General features: G+C 38.0%; 12 protein-coding genes. 3 read left to right on the top strand and 9 right to left on the bottom strand.

The genetic code is table 11. The annotated features are described in order from the left end of the window. Positions 1-129: 129 nt before the first annotated feature. Positions 130-429: a DUF3817 domain-containing protein gene (locus IQ31_RS09285; RefSeq protein ID WP_046674086.1), complete on the top strand. Its 300-nt coding sequence runs from the start codon at positions 130-132 to the stop codon at positions 427-429. An 85-nt stretch (positions 430-514) separates the two neighbouring features. On the opposite strand, the gene IQ31_RS09280 is transcribed toward IQ31_RS09285, so the two are convergent. From IQ31_RS09280 to IQ31_RS09250, 7 genes are all read right to left on the bottom strand, one after another. Continuing rightward, positions 515-919 carry an acyl-CoA thioesterase gene (locus IQ31_RS09280; protein ID WP_088160268.1) on the bottom strand — a complete coding sequence of 135 codons (405 nt, stop codon included), beginning with the start codon at positions 917-919 and terminating at the stop codon, positions 515-517. 67 nt (positions 920-986) lie between these two features. Beyond that, a complete protein-coding gene (gene lpdA / locus IQ31_RS09275; RefSeq protein WP_075991087.1) occupies positions 987-2,393 on the bottom strand; it encodes a dihydrolipoyl dehydrogenase in 1,407 nt (468 codons plus the stop codon). Between the two features lie 214 nt (positions 2,394-2,607). After that, positions 2,608-3,141, bottom strand: a complete 534-nt coding sequence (locus IQ31_RS09270; protein WP_075991088.1) for a plastocyanin/azurin family copper-binding protein — start codon at positions 3,139-3,141, stop codon at positions 2,608-2,610. Between the two features lie 176 nt (positions 3,142-3,317). Then, the gene (locus IQ31_RS09265; protein WP_145327822.1) at positions 3,318-4,919 is read right to left on the bottom strand and encodes a response regulator; all 1,602 of its coding nucleotides are present in this window, start codon (positions 4,917-4,919) and stop codon (positions 3,318-3,320) included. A 22-nt stretch (positions 4,920-4,941) separates the two neighbouring features. Continuing rightward, on the bottom strand, positions 4,942-5,502 hold the full coding sequence (locus IQ31_RS09260; RefSeq protein ID WP_198386032.1) for a chemotaxis protein CheB: 561 nt from the start codon (positions 5,500-5,502) through the stop codon (positions 4,942-4,944). A gap of 6 nt (positions 5,503-5,508) precedes the next feature. Then, positions 5,509-6,318 carry a CheR family methyltransferase gene (locus IQ31_RS09255; protein ID WP_088163449.1) on the bottom strand — a complete coding sequence of 270 codons (810 nt, stop codon included), beginning with the start codon at positions 6,316-6,318 and terminating at the stop codon, positions 5,509-5,511. 17 nt (positions 6,319-6,335) lie between these two features. Next, positions 6,336-9,767 (bottom strand): hybrid sensor histidine kinase/response regulator, encoded by a 3,432-nt coding sequence (locus IQ31_RS09250; protein ID WP_145327821.1) that lies wholly within the window; start codon positions 9,765-9,767, stop codon positions 6,336-6,338. Positions 9,768-10,642: 875 nt separating this feature from the next. Here IQ31_RS09250 and IQ31_RS09245 point away from each other — a divergent pair. Together IQ31_RS09245 and IQ31_RS09240 are read left to right on the top strand one after the other, a co-directional pair. Then, positions 10,643-11,161 carry a KdsC family phosphatase gene (locus IQ31_RS09245; RefSeq protein WP_145327820.1) on the top strand — a complete coding sequence of 173 codons (519 nt, stop codon included), beginning with the start codon at positions 10,643-10,645 and terminating at the stop codon, positions 11,159-11,161. 2 nt (positions 11,162-11,163) lie between these two features. Next, a complete protein-coding gene (locus tag IQ31_RS09240; protein ID WP_145327819.1) occupies positions 11,164-11,742 on the top strand; it encodes a Maf family protein in 579 nt (192 codons plus the stop codon). A 52-nt stretch (positions 11,743-11,794) separates the two neighbouring features. Here IQ31_RS09240 and IQ31_RS09235 read toward each other — a convergent pair whose 3' ends face one another. Next, positions 11,795-14,380: a TonB-dependent receptor domain-containing protein gene (locus IQ31_RS09235; protein ID WP_145327818.1), complete on the bottom strand. Its 2,586-nt coding sequence runs from the start codon at positions 14,378-14,380 to the stop codon at positions 11,795-11,797. Between the two features lie 263 nt (positions 14,381-14,643). Next, positions 14,644-15,063, bottom strand: coding sequence for an HYC_CC_PP family protein (locus IQ31_RS09230; RefSeq protein ID WP_145327817.1), 420 nt, complete (start codon positions 15,061-15,063; stop codon positions 14,644-14,646). Positions 15,064-15,112 lie beyond the last annotated feature (49 nt).

Below are 15,112 nucleotides of genomic sequence, written 5' to 3'. Positions count from 1 at the left end.
TGGCGGTTTCTGATAAAACACTGTCGCTGTTTCTAGCTGAATGTCACATCCTGGTCAAAGGGGGAAAAATAATAGTTAAAGCGTTTTTAGAGTCTTATTTTTGAAGTTCACAATACACAGTTTATCATTATGTTAAGAATATTCAGACAGATCGCCCTGTGGGAAGCAATCTCCACCATTTGCTTGTTTTTTATTGCCATGCCGTTGAAATATTTCGCGGGAATCCCCGAAGCAGTCAAAATAGCTGGTTCCATTCATGGCTTCTTTGTCGTTATCTTCGTCGTTATGCTGATCATGTCAACTGTAGAATACAAGTGGCCTATATTAAAGGCGGTGAAATATTTCTTGGCTTCTTTGATCCCTATTTTTGGCTTTTGGGTGGAATTGGATCTTAAAAAAGAAATTGAAGGAAAGAGACAGAAATCATAGTTTGTTTAAAAAATACAAATGCATGAATTTTTGCAAAGGGTTAGGTAGGGGGGAGATACCAAATTAATAAAGACAGGGGAGATGTTTAATCATCTCTACCTGTCTTTTCAATCCCCATATACGCATAGGTAATGCTATCTTTTCCATGAGGAGCTGGATTACCATCGTCATCCAAGTTTACAAAGACCAATTTATCGATCGATAGAATTGTTTTCCTGGATATTTTATTGCGTACCTCGCAGCGCATCGTTAAAGATGTTGTTCCAAAATTGATCGCTTCAATACCCAGTTCGAGAATATCGCCTTGCTTGGCTGAGCTTACAAAGTTTATTTCTGAAATAAATTTCGTAACCACTTTGGGATTTCCTAATTGAACGATAGCATAGATGACTGCTTCTTCATCAATCCATCGCAGTAGTGTTCCTCCAAATAATGTTCCATTGGGATTTAGGTCTTCGGGTTTGACCCATTTTCTTGTATAAAAATTCATCGTGTATAGGTATTTATGACAAAGGGGAAAAGTTTCCTTTTCCCCTTGAGTATCCGATATTTATCGCCTAAGCGTGTATTGCTCTGTTTGCTGTAGCTGCTAGCGCCGCCTCTTTGATTGCTTCAGTATAGGTTGGGTGTGCATGGCAAATACGTGCGATATCCTCTGCAGATGCACGGTATTCCATAGCTACGGTTGCCTCACCAATCATATCTGCTGCACGAGGACCAATCATATGTACACCTAATACTTCGTCAGTTGTCGCGTCTGCCAGTACTTTTACAAAACCATCCGTGTCACCAGATGCTTTTGCACGACCAGAAGCTTTGAAAGAGAATGATCCAGCTTTGTATTTTACACCTGCCTCTTTAAGTTGCTCTTCAGTCTTTCCAACAGAAGCAACTTCAGGCCAAGTATAAACAACACCTGGAATCAAATTATAATCAATATGTGGTTTTTGACCTGCAATATATTCTGCAACATATACACCTTCGTCCTCAGCTTTGTGTGCCAACATTGCTCCAGTGATCACATCACCAATTGCAAATACACCTTGTACAGCTGTTTCCAGATGGGCATTAACAGGGATTTTCTTACCTCTTTCTTCTACTGTGATGCCGATATTTTCTAATCCTAAGCCTTCAGAATATGCGGTACGACCAACGGCTACGATACAATAGTCGCCTTCTAAAGTGACTTCTTGTCCTTTTGGATCTTCAGCAGTTACTTTTACAACTTTACCTTTCGCGGAAGCTCCAGTTACTTTATGACCTAAATAGAACTCCATGCCCAATGATTTTTTCAAAACACGTTGTAGTTCTTTTCCTAAGCCACCATCCATTGTACCGATGATAGATTTTGCAAATTCAACAACAGAAACTTTTGAACCCAAACGAGCATAAACTGAACCTAGTTCCAAACCTATAACACCACCACCAATGACAATAAGGTGTTTTGGAATCTCTTTTAGGTTAAGTGCTTCGGTTGAGGTAATGATTCTTTTTTTATCAACAGGTAGGAAAGGCAATGAAGTCGGTTTCGATCCCGTTGCGATAATTACATTTTTACCAGTGATCTGCTCTGTAGAACCATCTGCTTTCGTTATTTTGATGGTGTTTTTGTCCACAAATGAACCCACACCCTGAAAACTGTCAATTTTATTCTTCTTAAATAAGAAGGTAATACCAGCAGTATTTTGGGCAATGACATCGTCTTTACGAGCAATCATCTTTGCCATGTCTACTTTCAGATCTTTCAAGCTGATGCCAAATGCATCAAAATTGTGCGCAGCATTGTGGTAATGCTCCGAAGAATCTAAAAGCGCTTTTGAAGGAATACATCCAACGTTAAGACAAGTACCACCAAATGTGCTATATTTTTCAATAACAGCTGTTTTTAATCCTAATTGGGCACAACGGATAGCTCCTACATATCCGCCTGGACCACTTCCGATTACAATTACGTCGTATTGCATTGATTACGTTTTATTTTTTTGTACCACAAATTTAATGATTATTAATGGGATAGGAAATCAAAACTTACGATTTGTGACCAAAGATCCTTACTTTACATTTTTTTGATAAAAGAATGGAAATTATGCACCTCGGGGAACAATGAATCGGTGCTAGTGGGGGGATAAAATTGAAAAAAGGATATTCATATTTTGAATATCCTTTTTTACTTATTCGTTATTCTGCAACAATTTTTCCTTGCATGACACCATAGTGACCAGGGAAGCTACAAATAAACGTATAAACTCCTTTTTCAAGTGTAAAAGTGATTTTATCAGTTTCCCCAGGTCCCAATAATTTTGTGTGGGAAACAATTGAAGATAAAGCTGATTTTGGAATATATTCGTCTGCCGCAGCTGCAGCAGCCTCAGCACCAAAAGTTGGAAGGTCAACACCTGGTTTTAGGATAACTACGTTATGTCCCATGGACTCTTTTGGCATAGTACCTGCATTTTTGAAAGATAATTCTACTGGCTCACCCGCTTTTACACGGAATAGATCCTTATTATATTTCATTTGATCGTTACCTTCTAAAGATAAGCTGTTGGAAATAGCCACGTTTTCAATTCCAGGCACTGTTTCTGTTGCTTGGCTTTCTGTTGAAGTTGTCGCTTCTGTACTAGTTGATTTTTCAGACTTGTCACTGTTTCCACCACAAGATGCAATTGATAAAGCAACTGCAACTGCTGGTATCATAAAAAGTTTTTTCATTTGAATGATTGTTTGTTTATCTTTTATTTATTGTAGGCATTTCCGCAGCCTTTAGCGGTTTAGTGATGAAGTTATGACGAACGTAATTCCTTTCTGGATACACGTTCATGAGAAATAACATCAAAACATCTTGATTATGTTCTAAAATTAATGATTTCATTGATAAATTGAAACTATCATTTCAATTTTGACAATAAAGTATCAATTGTTTTATATAATTTGATAGGATCGAATGGCTTTCCGACAACTTCATTGGCTCCGGCATCGAGCGCTTCCTGTTGTTCGGCTTGGAGCACAGAGGCTGAAATGGAAATAATCGGCATGTTTGCGATTGTCGGATTCGTGTTTCGACGTATTTCCTTGATCGCTTCAAAACCACTCATGAGCGGCATATGGGCATCCATAAACACCAAATCAATTTTTTTCTTATTGATTTCCTCTAATGCAATGAGGCCATTGGTTGCCAAAGTGATTTCGCAATTCCAGCTCTTCAGGATATTTGCCAGCATAAAACTGTTTAATTCATTGTCTTCAGCAATCAGGATCATCGGAAAGTTGAACTTGGGCAATTCCGTATAGAGTATCTGCGTTTCTTTTTCTACGGGTTTGTCTTTGATTTTGTCGAAAGTACATTCAAAGGAAAATATACTTCCTTTACCATATTCACTCGATGCAAAAACCCGACCGTTGAGCAGCGCAGCAATACGTTTTACAATTGCGAGGCCCAATCCTGTACCGCCAAATTTTTTGGTGATACTATCTTCTCCCTGTTCAAACGCAATAAATATTTTTTCCAGGGCGTCTTCTACAATGCCGATTCCTGTGTCTATAACCTGAAACCGTAAACAGATGCTATGGTTATCCTCTGTTAGAAGCTGAATTTTTAATACAACAGAACCTTCCGAGGTGAATTTGAAACTATTGGAGATAAAGTTGGTCAATATTTGTTTCAACCGTAGTGGATCTGTCAGAAAATAACTTGTGATCCGATCGTCTACATCAATTGAAAAATTCAACCCTTTGTAGTTGGCTTTATCAATAAAGAGGTTGTTTAGATCATCTGTAATATCGTGCACTGATGTCGACTCCATGTTAAGTTTCATCATACCTGAGTCGACTTTCGATAGGTCTAATATGTCGTTGATAATAGTCAACAGATTTTGAGAGGCAGAGTCCAGTTTATTGATCCAGTTTTCTTGCTCTAAAGTGAGCTGGGAGTTCTTTAACATCTGTGTAATGCCCATAATACCATTAATAGGCGTACGAATCTCATGGCTCATATTGGCTAAAAAGGTTTCTTTCGACTTTCTGGCAAGATCTGCCTCTTCTTTAGCTTTGAGAATGGCCTGTTTTGATTCTTCTAAGGCAATGTTTTTCTCTTTAATTTCCTGCTGTATCAGTAATTGCTGAACAAAAGATTTTACTTTTGCGATGGTCGCTTCCGGGTTCAGTGGTTTATATAGATAATCCACAGCTCCGCTATTAAGTCCCTGAATGAGGTATTTGTCTTCTTTTGAAATCGCTGTTACCATAATGGGGATAATATGGTTTGTTTTCGGATTCTTCTTTAGGAAGGAAACAAATTCAAAACCATTGATTTCTGGCATCTGTACGTCAACGAGCGCTAAGTCAATATCCTCTTTCCAACAGATTTTTAAAGCCTCGTTGGGATCCGTGCTCGTCACTATATTTATATTTTCGATATCCTCCAGCAGTGCTGTAAGACTGATAATATTTTCAATTTTATCATCGACAATCAATATATTTATCTTCTTCATTATAGCAAATCTAAATACAATTTTAAGTCAATTGCTTGATGTAATCTTTTATTTCTTGAATGCTCAAAATGCGTTCCTGTGCATCGAGTTGAATAGCTGCTTCGGGCATGATGGGAACTTCAGCCGTCGTAGGGTCTTGTACAAAAGTCGTCCCGCCGTATCGTTTTATCATTAATAATCCCTGTGCACCGTCCTGATTCGCTCCAGAGAATAAGATAGCGGTACAATTTTCTTTATATATTTCGGCTACAGATTCGAAAGTTACATCAATTGATGGTCTTGAGTATTGAACAGGTTCCGAGATATCCAAAGAAAAGCTATAGTCTGGTTCAACTAAAAGATGATAGCCAGCAGGGGCAAAATAAATAGTCCCATCTTCTATCGGTTCCTTATCATCTGCAGTTTTTATTTTTTGAACAAGCGCTTTGGAAAGCGTGTCCTCAATACTAGAAGCATATTTAGGGTTTCTGTGTACAATGACAATAACGGGTATGCGGATTGGTCGTTCCAATGACTTTAATATATTTAGAATGACACTAAACCCACCGGCAGACCCCGCTAGCAAAAGAATTTTCCTTTCCATCACCTACTAACCAATTTTTTGGTAAATATTCTGTTTTTTGTTTACGACCTTAAATTTAGCAGCGTCTTTATAGTTGATTAAAGATTCTTTCGCTCCCAAACATAAGAAGCCCAGATGGCATAGTGAATGATAGAATAAATCCAGGACTTTATTTTGCAGTTCAGTATCAAAATAGATCAATACATTACGGCAGGTAATCAGTTGAAATTCATTAAAAACGCCATCGGACACCAAGCTATGCATGGAAAAAAGGACATTTTTTTTCAGACTATTATTAATGGTAGCTGCGTTGTACATCGCTGTATAATAATCCGACAGTGAGTTTTTTGGTTCTGTTTTAATAAAATTTTCCGAGTATTCTTTAACTTTCGCGAGCGAATAGATACCGCGTTTTGCCTTTTCTAACACTTTGCCGTTAATGTCGGTACCATAAATAAATGCACGTTGGTAAAGATTTGCTTCTTCTAACAATATGGCCAGCGAATAAACTTCTTCGCCAGTAGAACAGCCTGCGCTCCAGAGTTTTATATGTGGATAAGTAGCGAGATAGGGAAATACATCCGTTTTTACAGCTTTATAAAAATCAGGATCCCTAAACATTTCAGTTACATTGACTGTAATTTCCTGTAGGAAATAGGTGCTGAATCCGGGCTGATTAATCAAATTGGACTTTAGCTCCTGTAGATTGAGCTTGTTAAGTTCCATTATTCTAGTCACACGTCTTTTTAAGGAAGCTCTTGTATAGCCGGACACATCATAGCCGTGGAGATTTTTGACTATATCAATAACTTCTTCCAACTCTTCAAAACTTATCATTGCTACTATTTTATCGGTTAACTCAGCCATACGCGCATCAGAGATATTAATTTGTCAACATCAACCGGTTTACTAATATAATCGTTTGCTCCAACAGCAATTGTTTTTTCTCTATCCCCTTTCATTGCTTTCGCTGTCACAGCAATAATAGGAAGGTTTGCAAATTTCTTGTTTGCCCTTATTTTTTCAATAGCCTCATAACCATCCATAACGGGCATCATGATATCCATTAAAACAAGGTCAATCTGTTTATTCCGTTCAAGAATATCTAAAGCTTCCTGACCATTGTTGGCAATTTCAATGTTCATATCATAGCTTTCAAATGCAGTGCTCAGGGCGAAAATATTCCGCATATCGTCATCTGCGAGTAATACTGTTTTGGAAGCTAAATTGTTTTCCGCAATTACAGAGGCTCCTGAGTGATTGAACATCGTGTATTCGTGCTTATCACTGCGAATTTTATTTAGGAATAAATTAACTTCATCAATCAGGCGATTATTTGATTTAGCCGATTTAAGGACCATCGCCTGGCTATGATGCAAAATTTCGGAAGTCTGCTCTGTAGTGAGTTCCATTGCCGTATTGATGATAATGGGTAAATCCTTAAATTGATTGTTCGATTTGATTTCATTCAGGAGTTCAATGCCTGATTTGTCAGGGAGATTCAGGTCCATAATGATGCAGTCAAACAATTTCTCTTGATCTAATAGATCGAGGGCTTGTTTTGCATTGAAGGCCTGAAATATCTGAATATGCTGTTCTTCTAAAGATTGTTTGATAAAATCGCTTTGGATTTCCTGATCTTCCACCAGCAGAATTTTTTTCAATGGATGACTAGTCGATGCTTTTATTTTTAAGAATGTTTCAGCCAAAGATTCTTCTGACACAGGTTTAGCCATAAATCCGATGGCTCCGGCAGAAATAGGTTCATCATGTAAAAATGTTCCTGCCGACATCATGTGCACGGGGATCTCCTTGGTGCTGTCAATTTTTTTGAGGTTACGAAGAACTTCCCAACCATCCATTTTAGGCAACATGATATCTAAGATAATTGCGGCAGGTCGTAAATTCTGTGCCTTTTGTAAACCATCTTGCCCATCATAGCTGATGTATACATCGTAGCCATTTTGTTCGGCGTAGTCTTTTAGAATATCTGCAAAAATAAAATCATCCTCAATAATCAGCAGTTTATTGTGTTTTCCATCGTTGTCGATCGACTTCGTTTTTTCGACTATAGGATTTTCCTTTGGAATTTGTGGCGGCGGATTACTTTCTTTTTCGATCGATGTTACTTTCGGGACTGAAATTTGAATCTCCTGTTCTAGCGGGATACTGAAGGTAAAGATACTACCTTCACCAACCTTACTGGATAAGTTTATTTTCCCTTTTAATAAGCTAGCAATTTCGCGGCATATCGATAAGCCTAAACCAGTTCCACCATATTTACGACTCGTTGAGCCATCTTCCTGTTTAAAAGCATCAAAGATTAGCTCTTGTTTTTCAGGAGCAATGCCAATACCGCTATCTTTAACCGTAAAAAGAAGATTTTCTGCTTCAGCTTCTATCGCTAAAGAAACTTCGCCTTTTTCACCTGTAAATTTGAACGCATTCGATAATAAATTCTTTAGGACTTGTTGTATACGATGTTCATCACCAATGAATTCCTGCGGTGCATTTACATTGACATCGAGTAAGAAGTGAATATTTTTCGAAGCTGCGGTATCACTGAAAAAATCTTTAATATAATTGACAAGGTAGTTTGTGTTGATACGTTCCTTTTGGACGTCAACTTTGCCAGATTCAATTTTTGCCAGATCCAACAATTCGTTAATTAAATGTAGGAGATCTGAACCGGCACTGTGAATAACAGAAGCATACTTTATTTGGTCCTCACTGAGGTTTTTCTTTTTGTTATCCTGAAGTAATTTGGCAAGAATGAGTATACTATTAAGTGGTGTCCGCAATTCATGGCTCATATTGGCCATAAATTCAGATTTATATTTGCTAGATAGCTCTACTTCCTCTATTTTCTGGGCTATGGCCTGACGGGCTTTTTCCAGATCTTCATTTTGGGCAAAGAGTAATTTGGCCTTCTCGTCAAGCTCATTATTGGTTTGGATAAGTTCTTCCTGCTGTACTCTAAGCTCTTCCTCAGAAGCCTCCAACAAATGGGTCTTATGGATTAACTCCTCATTTGTTGTTCTCAATTCTTCCTGTTGCGTCTCTAATTCCTCGGTTTGTTGTTGAAGTTCCTCATAAAGATCGGCAAGCTTCCCATGAGTTTGGGCTACTTTGATGATAACGGCAATGTTATCTTTTGCTTTATCCAGGAAGTTAAATCGTAGTTGCTCGTCTTTCTCATTGGTAATGGGGCAACAAATTTCCATGATACCGACACAATGGTTTTCATAAGAGAAGGGTACAATATAGATCTCGGCTTCTAAACGATCGGATAACGAGGTTTCTAAGATAAGATGCTTGTGGTCGACGTCTTTTATTTTAACGACTTCATGATTGTTTGCGACTTCGCCCAAAATACCATCGTTTTCCTTAAACGTTCGTTTGATATACTGTGTGGAAGAAATACCAATTTTGTGGCAAAGCTGATACTCCTGATAGTTATCATCGAAAATGTAAATCGTCCCACCTAATGCTTTTGTCGTGGAAGCAATAGCATGTAGGCTTATTTCGGCAATTTTCTTGTCTGTATAGTCACCGCGTAATTGTTCGTCAATGCCATTAATCGCATTCAAAATCCAGTTATCACCATTGGTCTGTTCTTGCAATAGTTGGAGACTTTTATTGGATTCTTGTTGACTTTTCACTGTAGACCTCAGAAATCTAGAGATCGAGGAAATTTTAGCGAGAATATAGAAGAAGCCACTTAAGCCAATGGCGATGAAAAGGTAAGTAATGTACTGGGCCAGTTGCAGTTCATTTCTAGATTTTTCTAAGAGTCTTGCCCGTTGGTCTAATAGATCTCTCGACATGAGATCGATCTGATTTAATATCGAGGCCTTTCGCTCGTGAATATTATGGGATATGGATTGAGTTTCCTCTGTGTGATCGATATCCTGCTCAAAGTCGTAAAATGCAACGATATCTTTTCGGATGTTTTCAGTGCTGTTTGGCTGAACATGATAGAAATCATCTTTCAAACTTAAAGATCGCAACAGTTCGTCCATTTTTTTAAATTCCATTTTATAAGGAATAAATAGTGAAGCGTCTTTCTTATTCAGGTAATCAAGTTTGATGTCATTTACTTCGTCTACACTTGATTTGATTTCATTAATAATATTGAATCTATTTTCGGCAACACGAACAATACTTCGCTCGTTATTTAAATTATGATGCAGCGATATGAAAAAATATAGGGCTGAAAGGAAGATAAGCGAAAAAGAAATTATCACTCCTATGGTAATTTGCTTTCTATAATTTTTTCGATTCATGTTAGAATGAGTTTATCGTTTACTTTTCTGTAGGTATTGTGTTTCGATGGTACCTGGGGAAAAAGATATATGTAAAATAACAAAAAAACTTGCTATTCCTAAAATAATCAAAAGTCAGCATAGAAGCAAACCTATAAACAGTCATGGGGCATCCCAAAATAATCGATTACCGCGCAATAGCGATTTTTTGTTACGTAAGCGTAGCTCATACCATTTTTTGTCTTTTAATTCTGAGTTGCAGCAAGTAGGGATCAAGTAGTGATCAAATTAGGCATTTTAACAGTGTTTGTTCAGTGCTCGTTCAGTGATTGTTCAGTGCTTGTTCAGTGATCACTCAGTATAAACTGAATAAGCAGTGACTGATCACTGTCTAAAAATTGATTGAAAATTGTTTTTAGCTATATGTTGGTAGGGAGATGGTTCGGTCAAGTCTATTAAATAGAAGAAGAAAAAATGCTTATAAAAACAAAACCCTGATGATGGGCACCAGGGTTCGTTACTAACCAATTATAAACCTAAATTATGAAAAGACTCTTTAAGGGCTTCTAAACTAAATTAGTTGCCGTGTTGTGCCGTGAAAACTAAAAATGATTGTTTTTTAAAATCTTATGCAAGCTTCAAGTAAATAACTCTTCTGACTGCTTGCTGTTAGTGTTTCATAGCGAGATAACCTTTAATTATCTTCTACAAAGATACGGTAAATATACAGTAGCATCCAAATATTTTTGAGAATAAGTTGCTAATACAACTATGTTGTGACACACAAATGATATTCCGGCTTAACTGAATAATTATCTGACAGCCCTGTCAATTAGATCAGTATCGCTACGCGAATTATTACTCGAAATGCCTTACTTTTACAAAAATAAATTTTTATGGTATTGACCGAATTTAAATCGATAAGAGCATTTGTATTGGATGTAGATGGTGTATTGACTGATGGTACTGTACAAGTTAATGAAGAAGGGCATCAGTTACGTACATTTAATATAAAAGATGGCTATGCTATGCAGTTGGCGATCAAGAAAGGCTATCCTATTTTTATTATCACAGGAGGAGGTTCGAAAGGGGTCGAGCAGCGGATGAAAGGTTTGGGAATCAAAGAAGTGTATTCAAAAGTTACTGACAAACTGTCTAAAATGAAAGAACTTGCTTATGATTACAAGCTTGAATTAAATCAGTTGATGTACATCGGTGACGATATCCCTGATTTTAGCTGCATGAAGTCTGTTGGCGTAGCTGTTTCTCCGGCAGATGCAGTAGAAGAGATCAAGAAAATTTCACATTATGTGTCTGGTTTTTGTGGCGGAAAGGGAGTTGTGCGTGAATTGATCGAAAAGGTCATGAAAGTACAAGGCAAATGGTATGAGGATGAAACAGTAAAAAGTATATAAGGATGTTGAAAAATCTAAAAAATAGAACAATTATATTAGGGTCTCAATCTCCACGGAGAAAACAGCTGTTAGCAGGACTTGGGCTGACATTTGAAGTCGACGTTCGGGAAACGGAGGAATACGTGGATCCGAATTTATCCGCTGCAGAGGTCGTTCGCCAAATCGCTATTTGTAAAGCGGAGGCATTTGGGGATAAAGACGATTGTTTGGTTATCTGTGCTGATACTATTGTCGTATCGGATAAGGGCGAAATTTTAGGTAAACCCAAAGATGAACAGGAAGCCAGAGCAACGCTAACAAACTTGTCTGGTAAGAAACATTTGGTGTTGACTGCCGTAGCGATCTCATGGGAGAGTAAGATTAGCACTTTCGTCGAAACGACAACTGTTTATTTTTACGAATTAGATGCGGATGAAATCGATCATTATGTTACTAAATTTTCACCATTAGATAAAGCGGGTTCTTATGGAATACAGGAATGGATCGGCTTAATCGCTGTAAAAAAAATGGAGGGAGAATATAATAATGTGGTGGGATTGCCAACGGCAAAGCTTTATCAAGAATTGAAAAAGTTAATGTAAAAAAGCGGCAAAAGCCGCTTTTTTATTATTCATTGATTTTTTAGCTGAGCTATTATTTGATGAAATAACGAACTCCAGTGTAGAACATGCGTCCTGTTAATGGTCCCCAAAGCATTGAAGTGTCAAAATAGTTTCCAAAGGGTTGATCCGCTGCAAGTATTGGCATATTTTGGAAATAATTAGACAGATTTTCTCCGCCCACATATACAGTGAAGTTTTTCTCTTTCCCAAAAGTTTTGCTAATCTGCGCATTCATGGTCGCATAAGCTTTTGATGCAGTAGGCATTTGATATTCAACAGGGTTCTCTGCTGTTGACGGAATGCGTTTTTGTCCAACTACATTCAACGTATAGTCTACACTCCAGCCAGAATGGTGATTATAAGCTAGGTTGACAAAACCACGGTGTTTGGCCAATAGTGGTTTGGTCTTTCTGCCACTTTCAAAATCAGTTTGGACATCAAGTAAGCGATAGGCCAATCTCGTTTCAAAATGTGGTGCTGGCATAAAGCGAAATTCTGTTTGTAAGCTATTGGAGAAAGACTTCCCATTCAAATTGTAAAAATTGATCTCTCGGGGATTTTCGTAATCGACCACGACCTGGTTAGAGAAGCTGTTGTGGAAAAATTCAACGGATGCCGAAGCCTCACGTCCAAAGATCCGCATACTTTGGTCTATTGCTATTCCGCTATTCCAGGAGACTTCAGGTTGTAGGCCATAAGCTTTATCGTATATATTAGGCGATTGGATAACCAATTTTCTACTACTTGCCAAGACGGCCGTATTCTCTGCGAATATATTTGCTGTACGTTGACCTCTTCCTGAGCTAGCTCGAACCGTTGTTCCCGCAATCGGTGCATAACGTAAATGGATGCGTGGTGTTGTAAACCAACCGTACAGGGAATTGTAGTCTTGGCGGAGACCGATAATGGCATCAAATTTTTCTGATGGACTATAGGTATATTCTGCAAATGCTCCCGAAACCACTTCTTTCCTTTTGAAGTTTTGATCTTTTAAATACCACTCATTGTAATTGTCATAATTAATCGAGGCACCAACGCGATACTTGTGAGCGACAGTGCCGATAATATCTTGAAATAAGAGGTTAGCATATCCATTTTGTTGGTCCGAATTGTAGTTATTGAGCCCAAAATAGCTTTTTTGATTGTAATTTGACCCTGCAAGCTGGAGACCTATGCTGCGGTGCTTATTTTCGGGGAACACGTAACCAATTTTAGCGAAACCTTCTACACGTTCAATATCAAACCCTAAACCATAGCGATTCGTTGTACCCTTATCTGTCTTTTCGTTAAAATCAATCTGCCCGCCTGTACGGTCGTCATTGAGATATTTTACCCCAAATTGTACCATAAGTCCTTTTCCATTTTCATAGAACCAACGGTTGACCCCAGAGAATAGATTGCCAACGGGTATATCTCTAAATCCGTTGTGGCTAAAGTTCATGGATTTATTGTACATGAAATTGTCGTGCAACAGAACTGCGGTGGACCAATGCTGACCAATTTTTTGTGAAAGATTTAAGTTGACATCTGTGCGTCCCATGTTGTTAGCATAGGCATTAAAAAACAATCTTTCTGAATTTTGAGGTTTTTTCAATTCGACGTTTATCTGTCCGGCCATGTTTTCGAAACCGTTGGCTACGGAACCGATACCTTTCGCGATTTGAATTGATTCAATCCATGTTCCTGCAATAGAATTTAAACCTAAAGGAGAAGCGAGCCCACGAGGTCCGGGTAAATTTTCAACGGTTAATTGGGTATAAATACCACTAAGGCCCAGCATTTGAATCTGTTTGCTGCCTGTTACAGCATCAGCACTGACGACATCGACGGAGGCATTGGTTTCAAAGCTCTCGCTTAAGTCACAGCACGCCGCTTTGAATAACTCCTTTCCTGTAAGAACTTCCAGTCGTGCAGGTGTCATACGGTCGATGTAATTTGAGCGTCGTGTTCCTTTTACCTCGACTTCCATCAACACATTTCCTTTTGCTGTAATCATGATGACTTCATGAAGATCTTTGATGGTGATGGTGTCAGGTTTCATCCCAACATAACTTACAACCAATTTGTTGAATCCTTCTTTATGGTCCAATTTAAAAACACCATTTTCGTTTGTCCTTGTGTTTTTGGTTGGAAGGTTGGCCCAGTGTAAATTGGCACCAATAATGGGTTTAAGATCCCCCTTTTCATTTTCTTCAACGACAACACCGGTAACTGTATGTGGATGGTCATGGTTATCGGTTGTTACAGTTTTCTTTTCGGGTATTTTGCCATTTTCCAATCGCGGATACATACAACATTCATGGAGTTTAGCGTAGGATTCATCAGTGGCAACCAAGTTGTCTACATCATGACCAACTTGAGCAATATTTTTCTTGATTGTCTCCAGTTGAACTTTTTGGGGGTTATATTTGATTTGCAATAAGTTGTCTCCTGCATTCCAAACGGCCGTTTCTACGCCATGCATTTTTGCGGCAGTTTCAATACGTTTTTTACACATGGCACAGTTCCCAGCCACTGTAAGAGTCCTCGTACTGTCGGTCTGTGCCTGTACAAATGCCAGAAAAAATAAGGATAGAATGGTTGTCGTATATATTTTTTTGAAAATTTGATTCATCATTTTAATTAAGAGTATTCGCTTCAACTAGCATTTAATTTTTACCTTCATGATACCACGCAACCACATTCAAGGGGTACGGATTTATTTTTTCAGTTCTACTATTTTTGCTGAATGATTTAAAATCCACTGTTTTTTGTTCCGTGACAAGCTACGGAAAGATCAATGTTGGGAATGACAGTCTGCCGTTCTCACGAAATATAAAAACTATACTGGACTTCGGTCAATTCAAGAAAATGAACTGCGTTCGGTGAAAAGAGGTGATATTAAATTCTAAAATTTTGATTGAGAATAAAAACAGGTGGGTTCTGTCTATTATCGCTCGCAAAATCGGTATACTTTAATTTAGAAAAATCGTCCTCCTCCCCAGAGAAATGATAATAATTAAGTATCCAATGAAGCGTAACTATTGCGGGAGAAAAAGTGTTAAAATCAAGATTTTGTGTTACTCGGCTGAAGTGATCGACCTTTTGTGCTTCGATCTTAACATCTTTACAGCTTCCTGTTTCATGACAGTGGTTCTGCTGTTTTTTTGCAGACTTGGCACAAAGAGGGCAGGCCATAGTATGGCTTTCCGATAACGATACACTTTTTGTTTCCCCTTGGCAAAAATGAAGATGCAGTGAGGCACCACTTGCTGCGAGCAAATAGAAAAATAAGCCGATAAATAGTGCAATTTTCTTCATCGAAGCAAAAATAAAGAAAATATGTAATTTTTTTTTGTAATATTTTGGA

Source organism: Sphingobacterium siyangense (assembly GCF_007830445.1).
GTDB classification, from domain to species: Bacteria; Bacteroidota; Bacteroidia; order Sphingobacteriales; family Sphingobacteriaceae; genus Sphingobacterium; species Sphingobacterium siyangense.
Note: the sequence above shows the minus strand (reverse complement) of the source record. Positions and strands in the feature narration are given on the sequence as shown.

Coding starts and splice junctions, on each gene's coding strand:
- IQ31_RS09285 (WP_046674086.1), top strand. CDS start 130: ATGTTAAGAATATTCAGACAGATCGCCCTGTGGGAAGCAATCTCCACC.
- IQ31_RS09280 (WP_088160268.1), bottom strand. CDS start 919: ATGAATTTTTATACAAGAAAATGGGTCAAACCCGAAGACCTAAATCCC.
- lpdA (WP_075991087.1), bottom strand. CDS start 2,393: ATGCAATACGACGTAATTGTAATCGGAAGTGGTCCAGGCGGATATGTA.
- IQ31_RS09270 (WP_075991088.1), bottom strand. CDS start 3,141: ATGAAAAAACTTTTTATGATACCAGCAGTTGCAGTTGCTTTATCAATT.
- IQ31_RS09265 (WP_145327822.1), bottom strand. CDS start 4,919: ATGAAGAAGATAAATATATTGATTGTCGATGATAAAATTGAAAATATT.
- IQ31_RS09260 (WP_198386032.1), bottom strand. CDS start 5,502: ATGGAAAGGAAAATTCTTTTGCTAGCGGGGTCTGCCGGTGGGTTTAGT.
- IQ31_RS09255 (WP_088163449.1), bottom strand. CDS start 6,318: ATGATAAGTTTTGAAGAGTTGGAAGAAGTTATTGATATAGTCAAAAAT.
- IQ31_RS09250 (WP_145327821.1), bottom strand. CDS start 9,767: ATGAATCGAAAAAATTATAGAAAGCAAATTACCATAGGAGTGATAATT.
- IQ31_RS09245 (WP_145327820.1), top strand. CDS start 10,643: ATGGTATTGACCGAATTTAAATCGATAAGAGCATTTGTATTGGATGTA.
- IQ31_RS09240 (WP_145327819.1), top strand. CDS start 11,164: ATGTTGAAAAATCTAAAAAATAGAACAATTATATTAGGGTCTCAATCT.
- IQ31_RS09235 (WP_145327818.1), bottom strand. CDS start 14,380: ATGATGAATCAAATTTTCAAAAAAATATATACGACAACCATTCTATCC.
- IQ31_RS09230 (WP_145327817.1), bottom strand. CDS start 15,063: ATGAAGAAAATTGCACTATTTATCGGCTTATTTTTCTATTTGCTCGCA.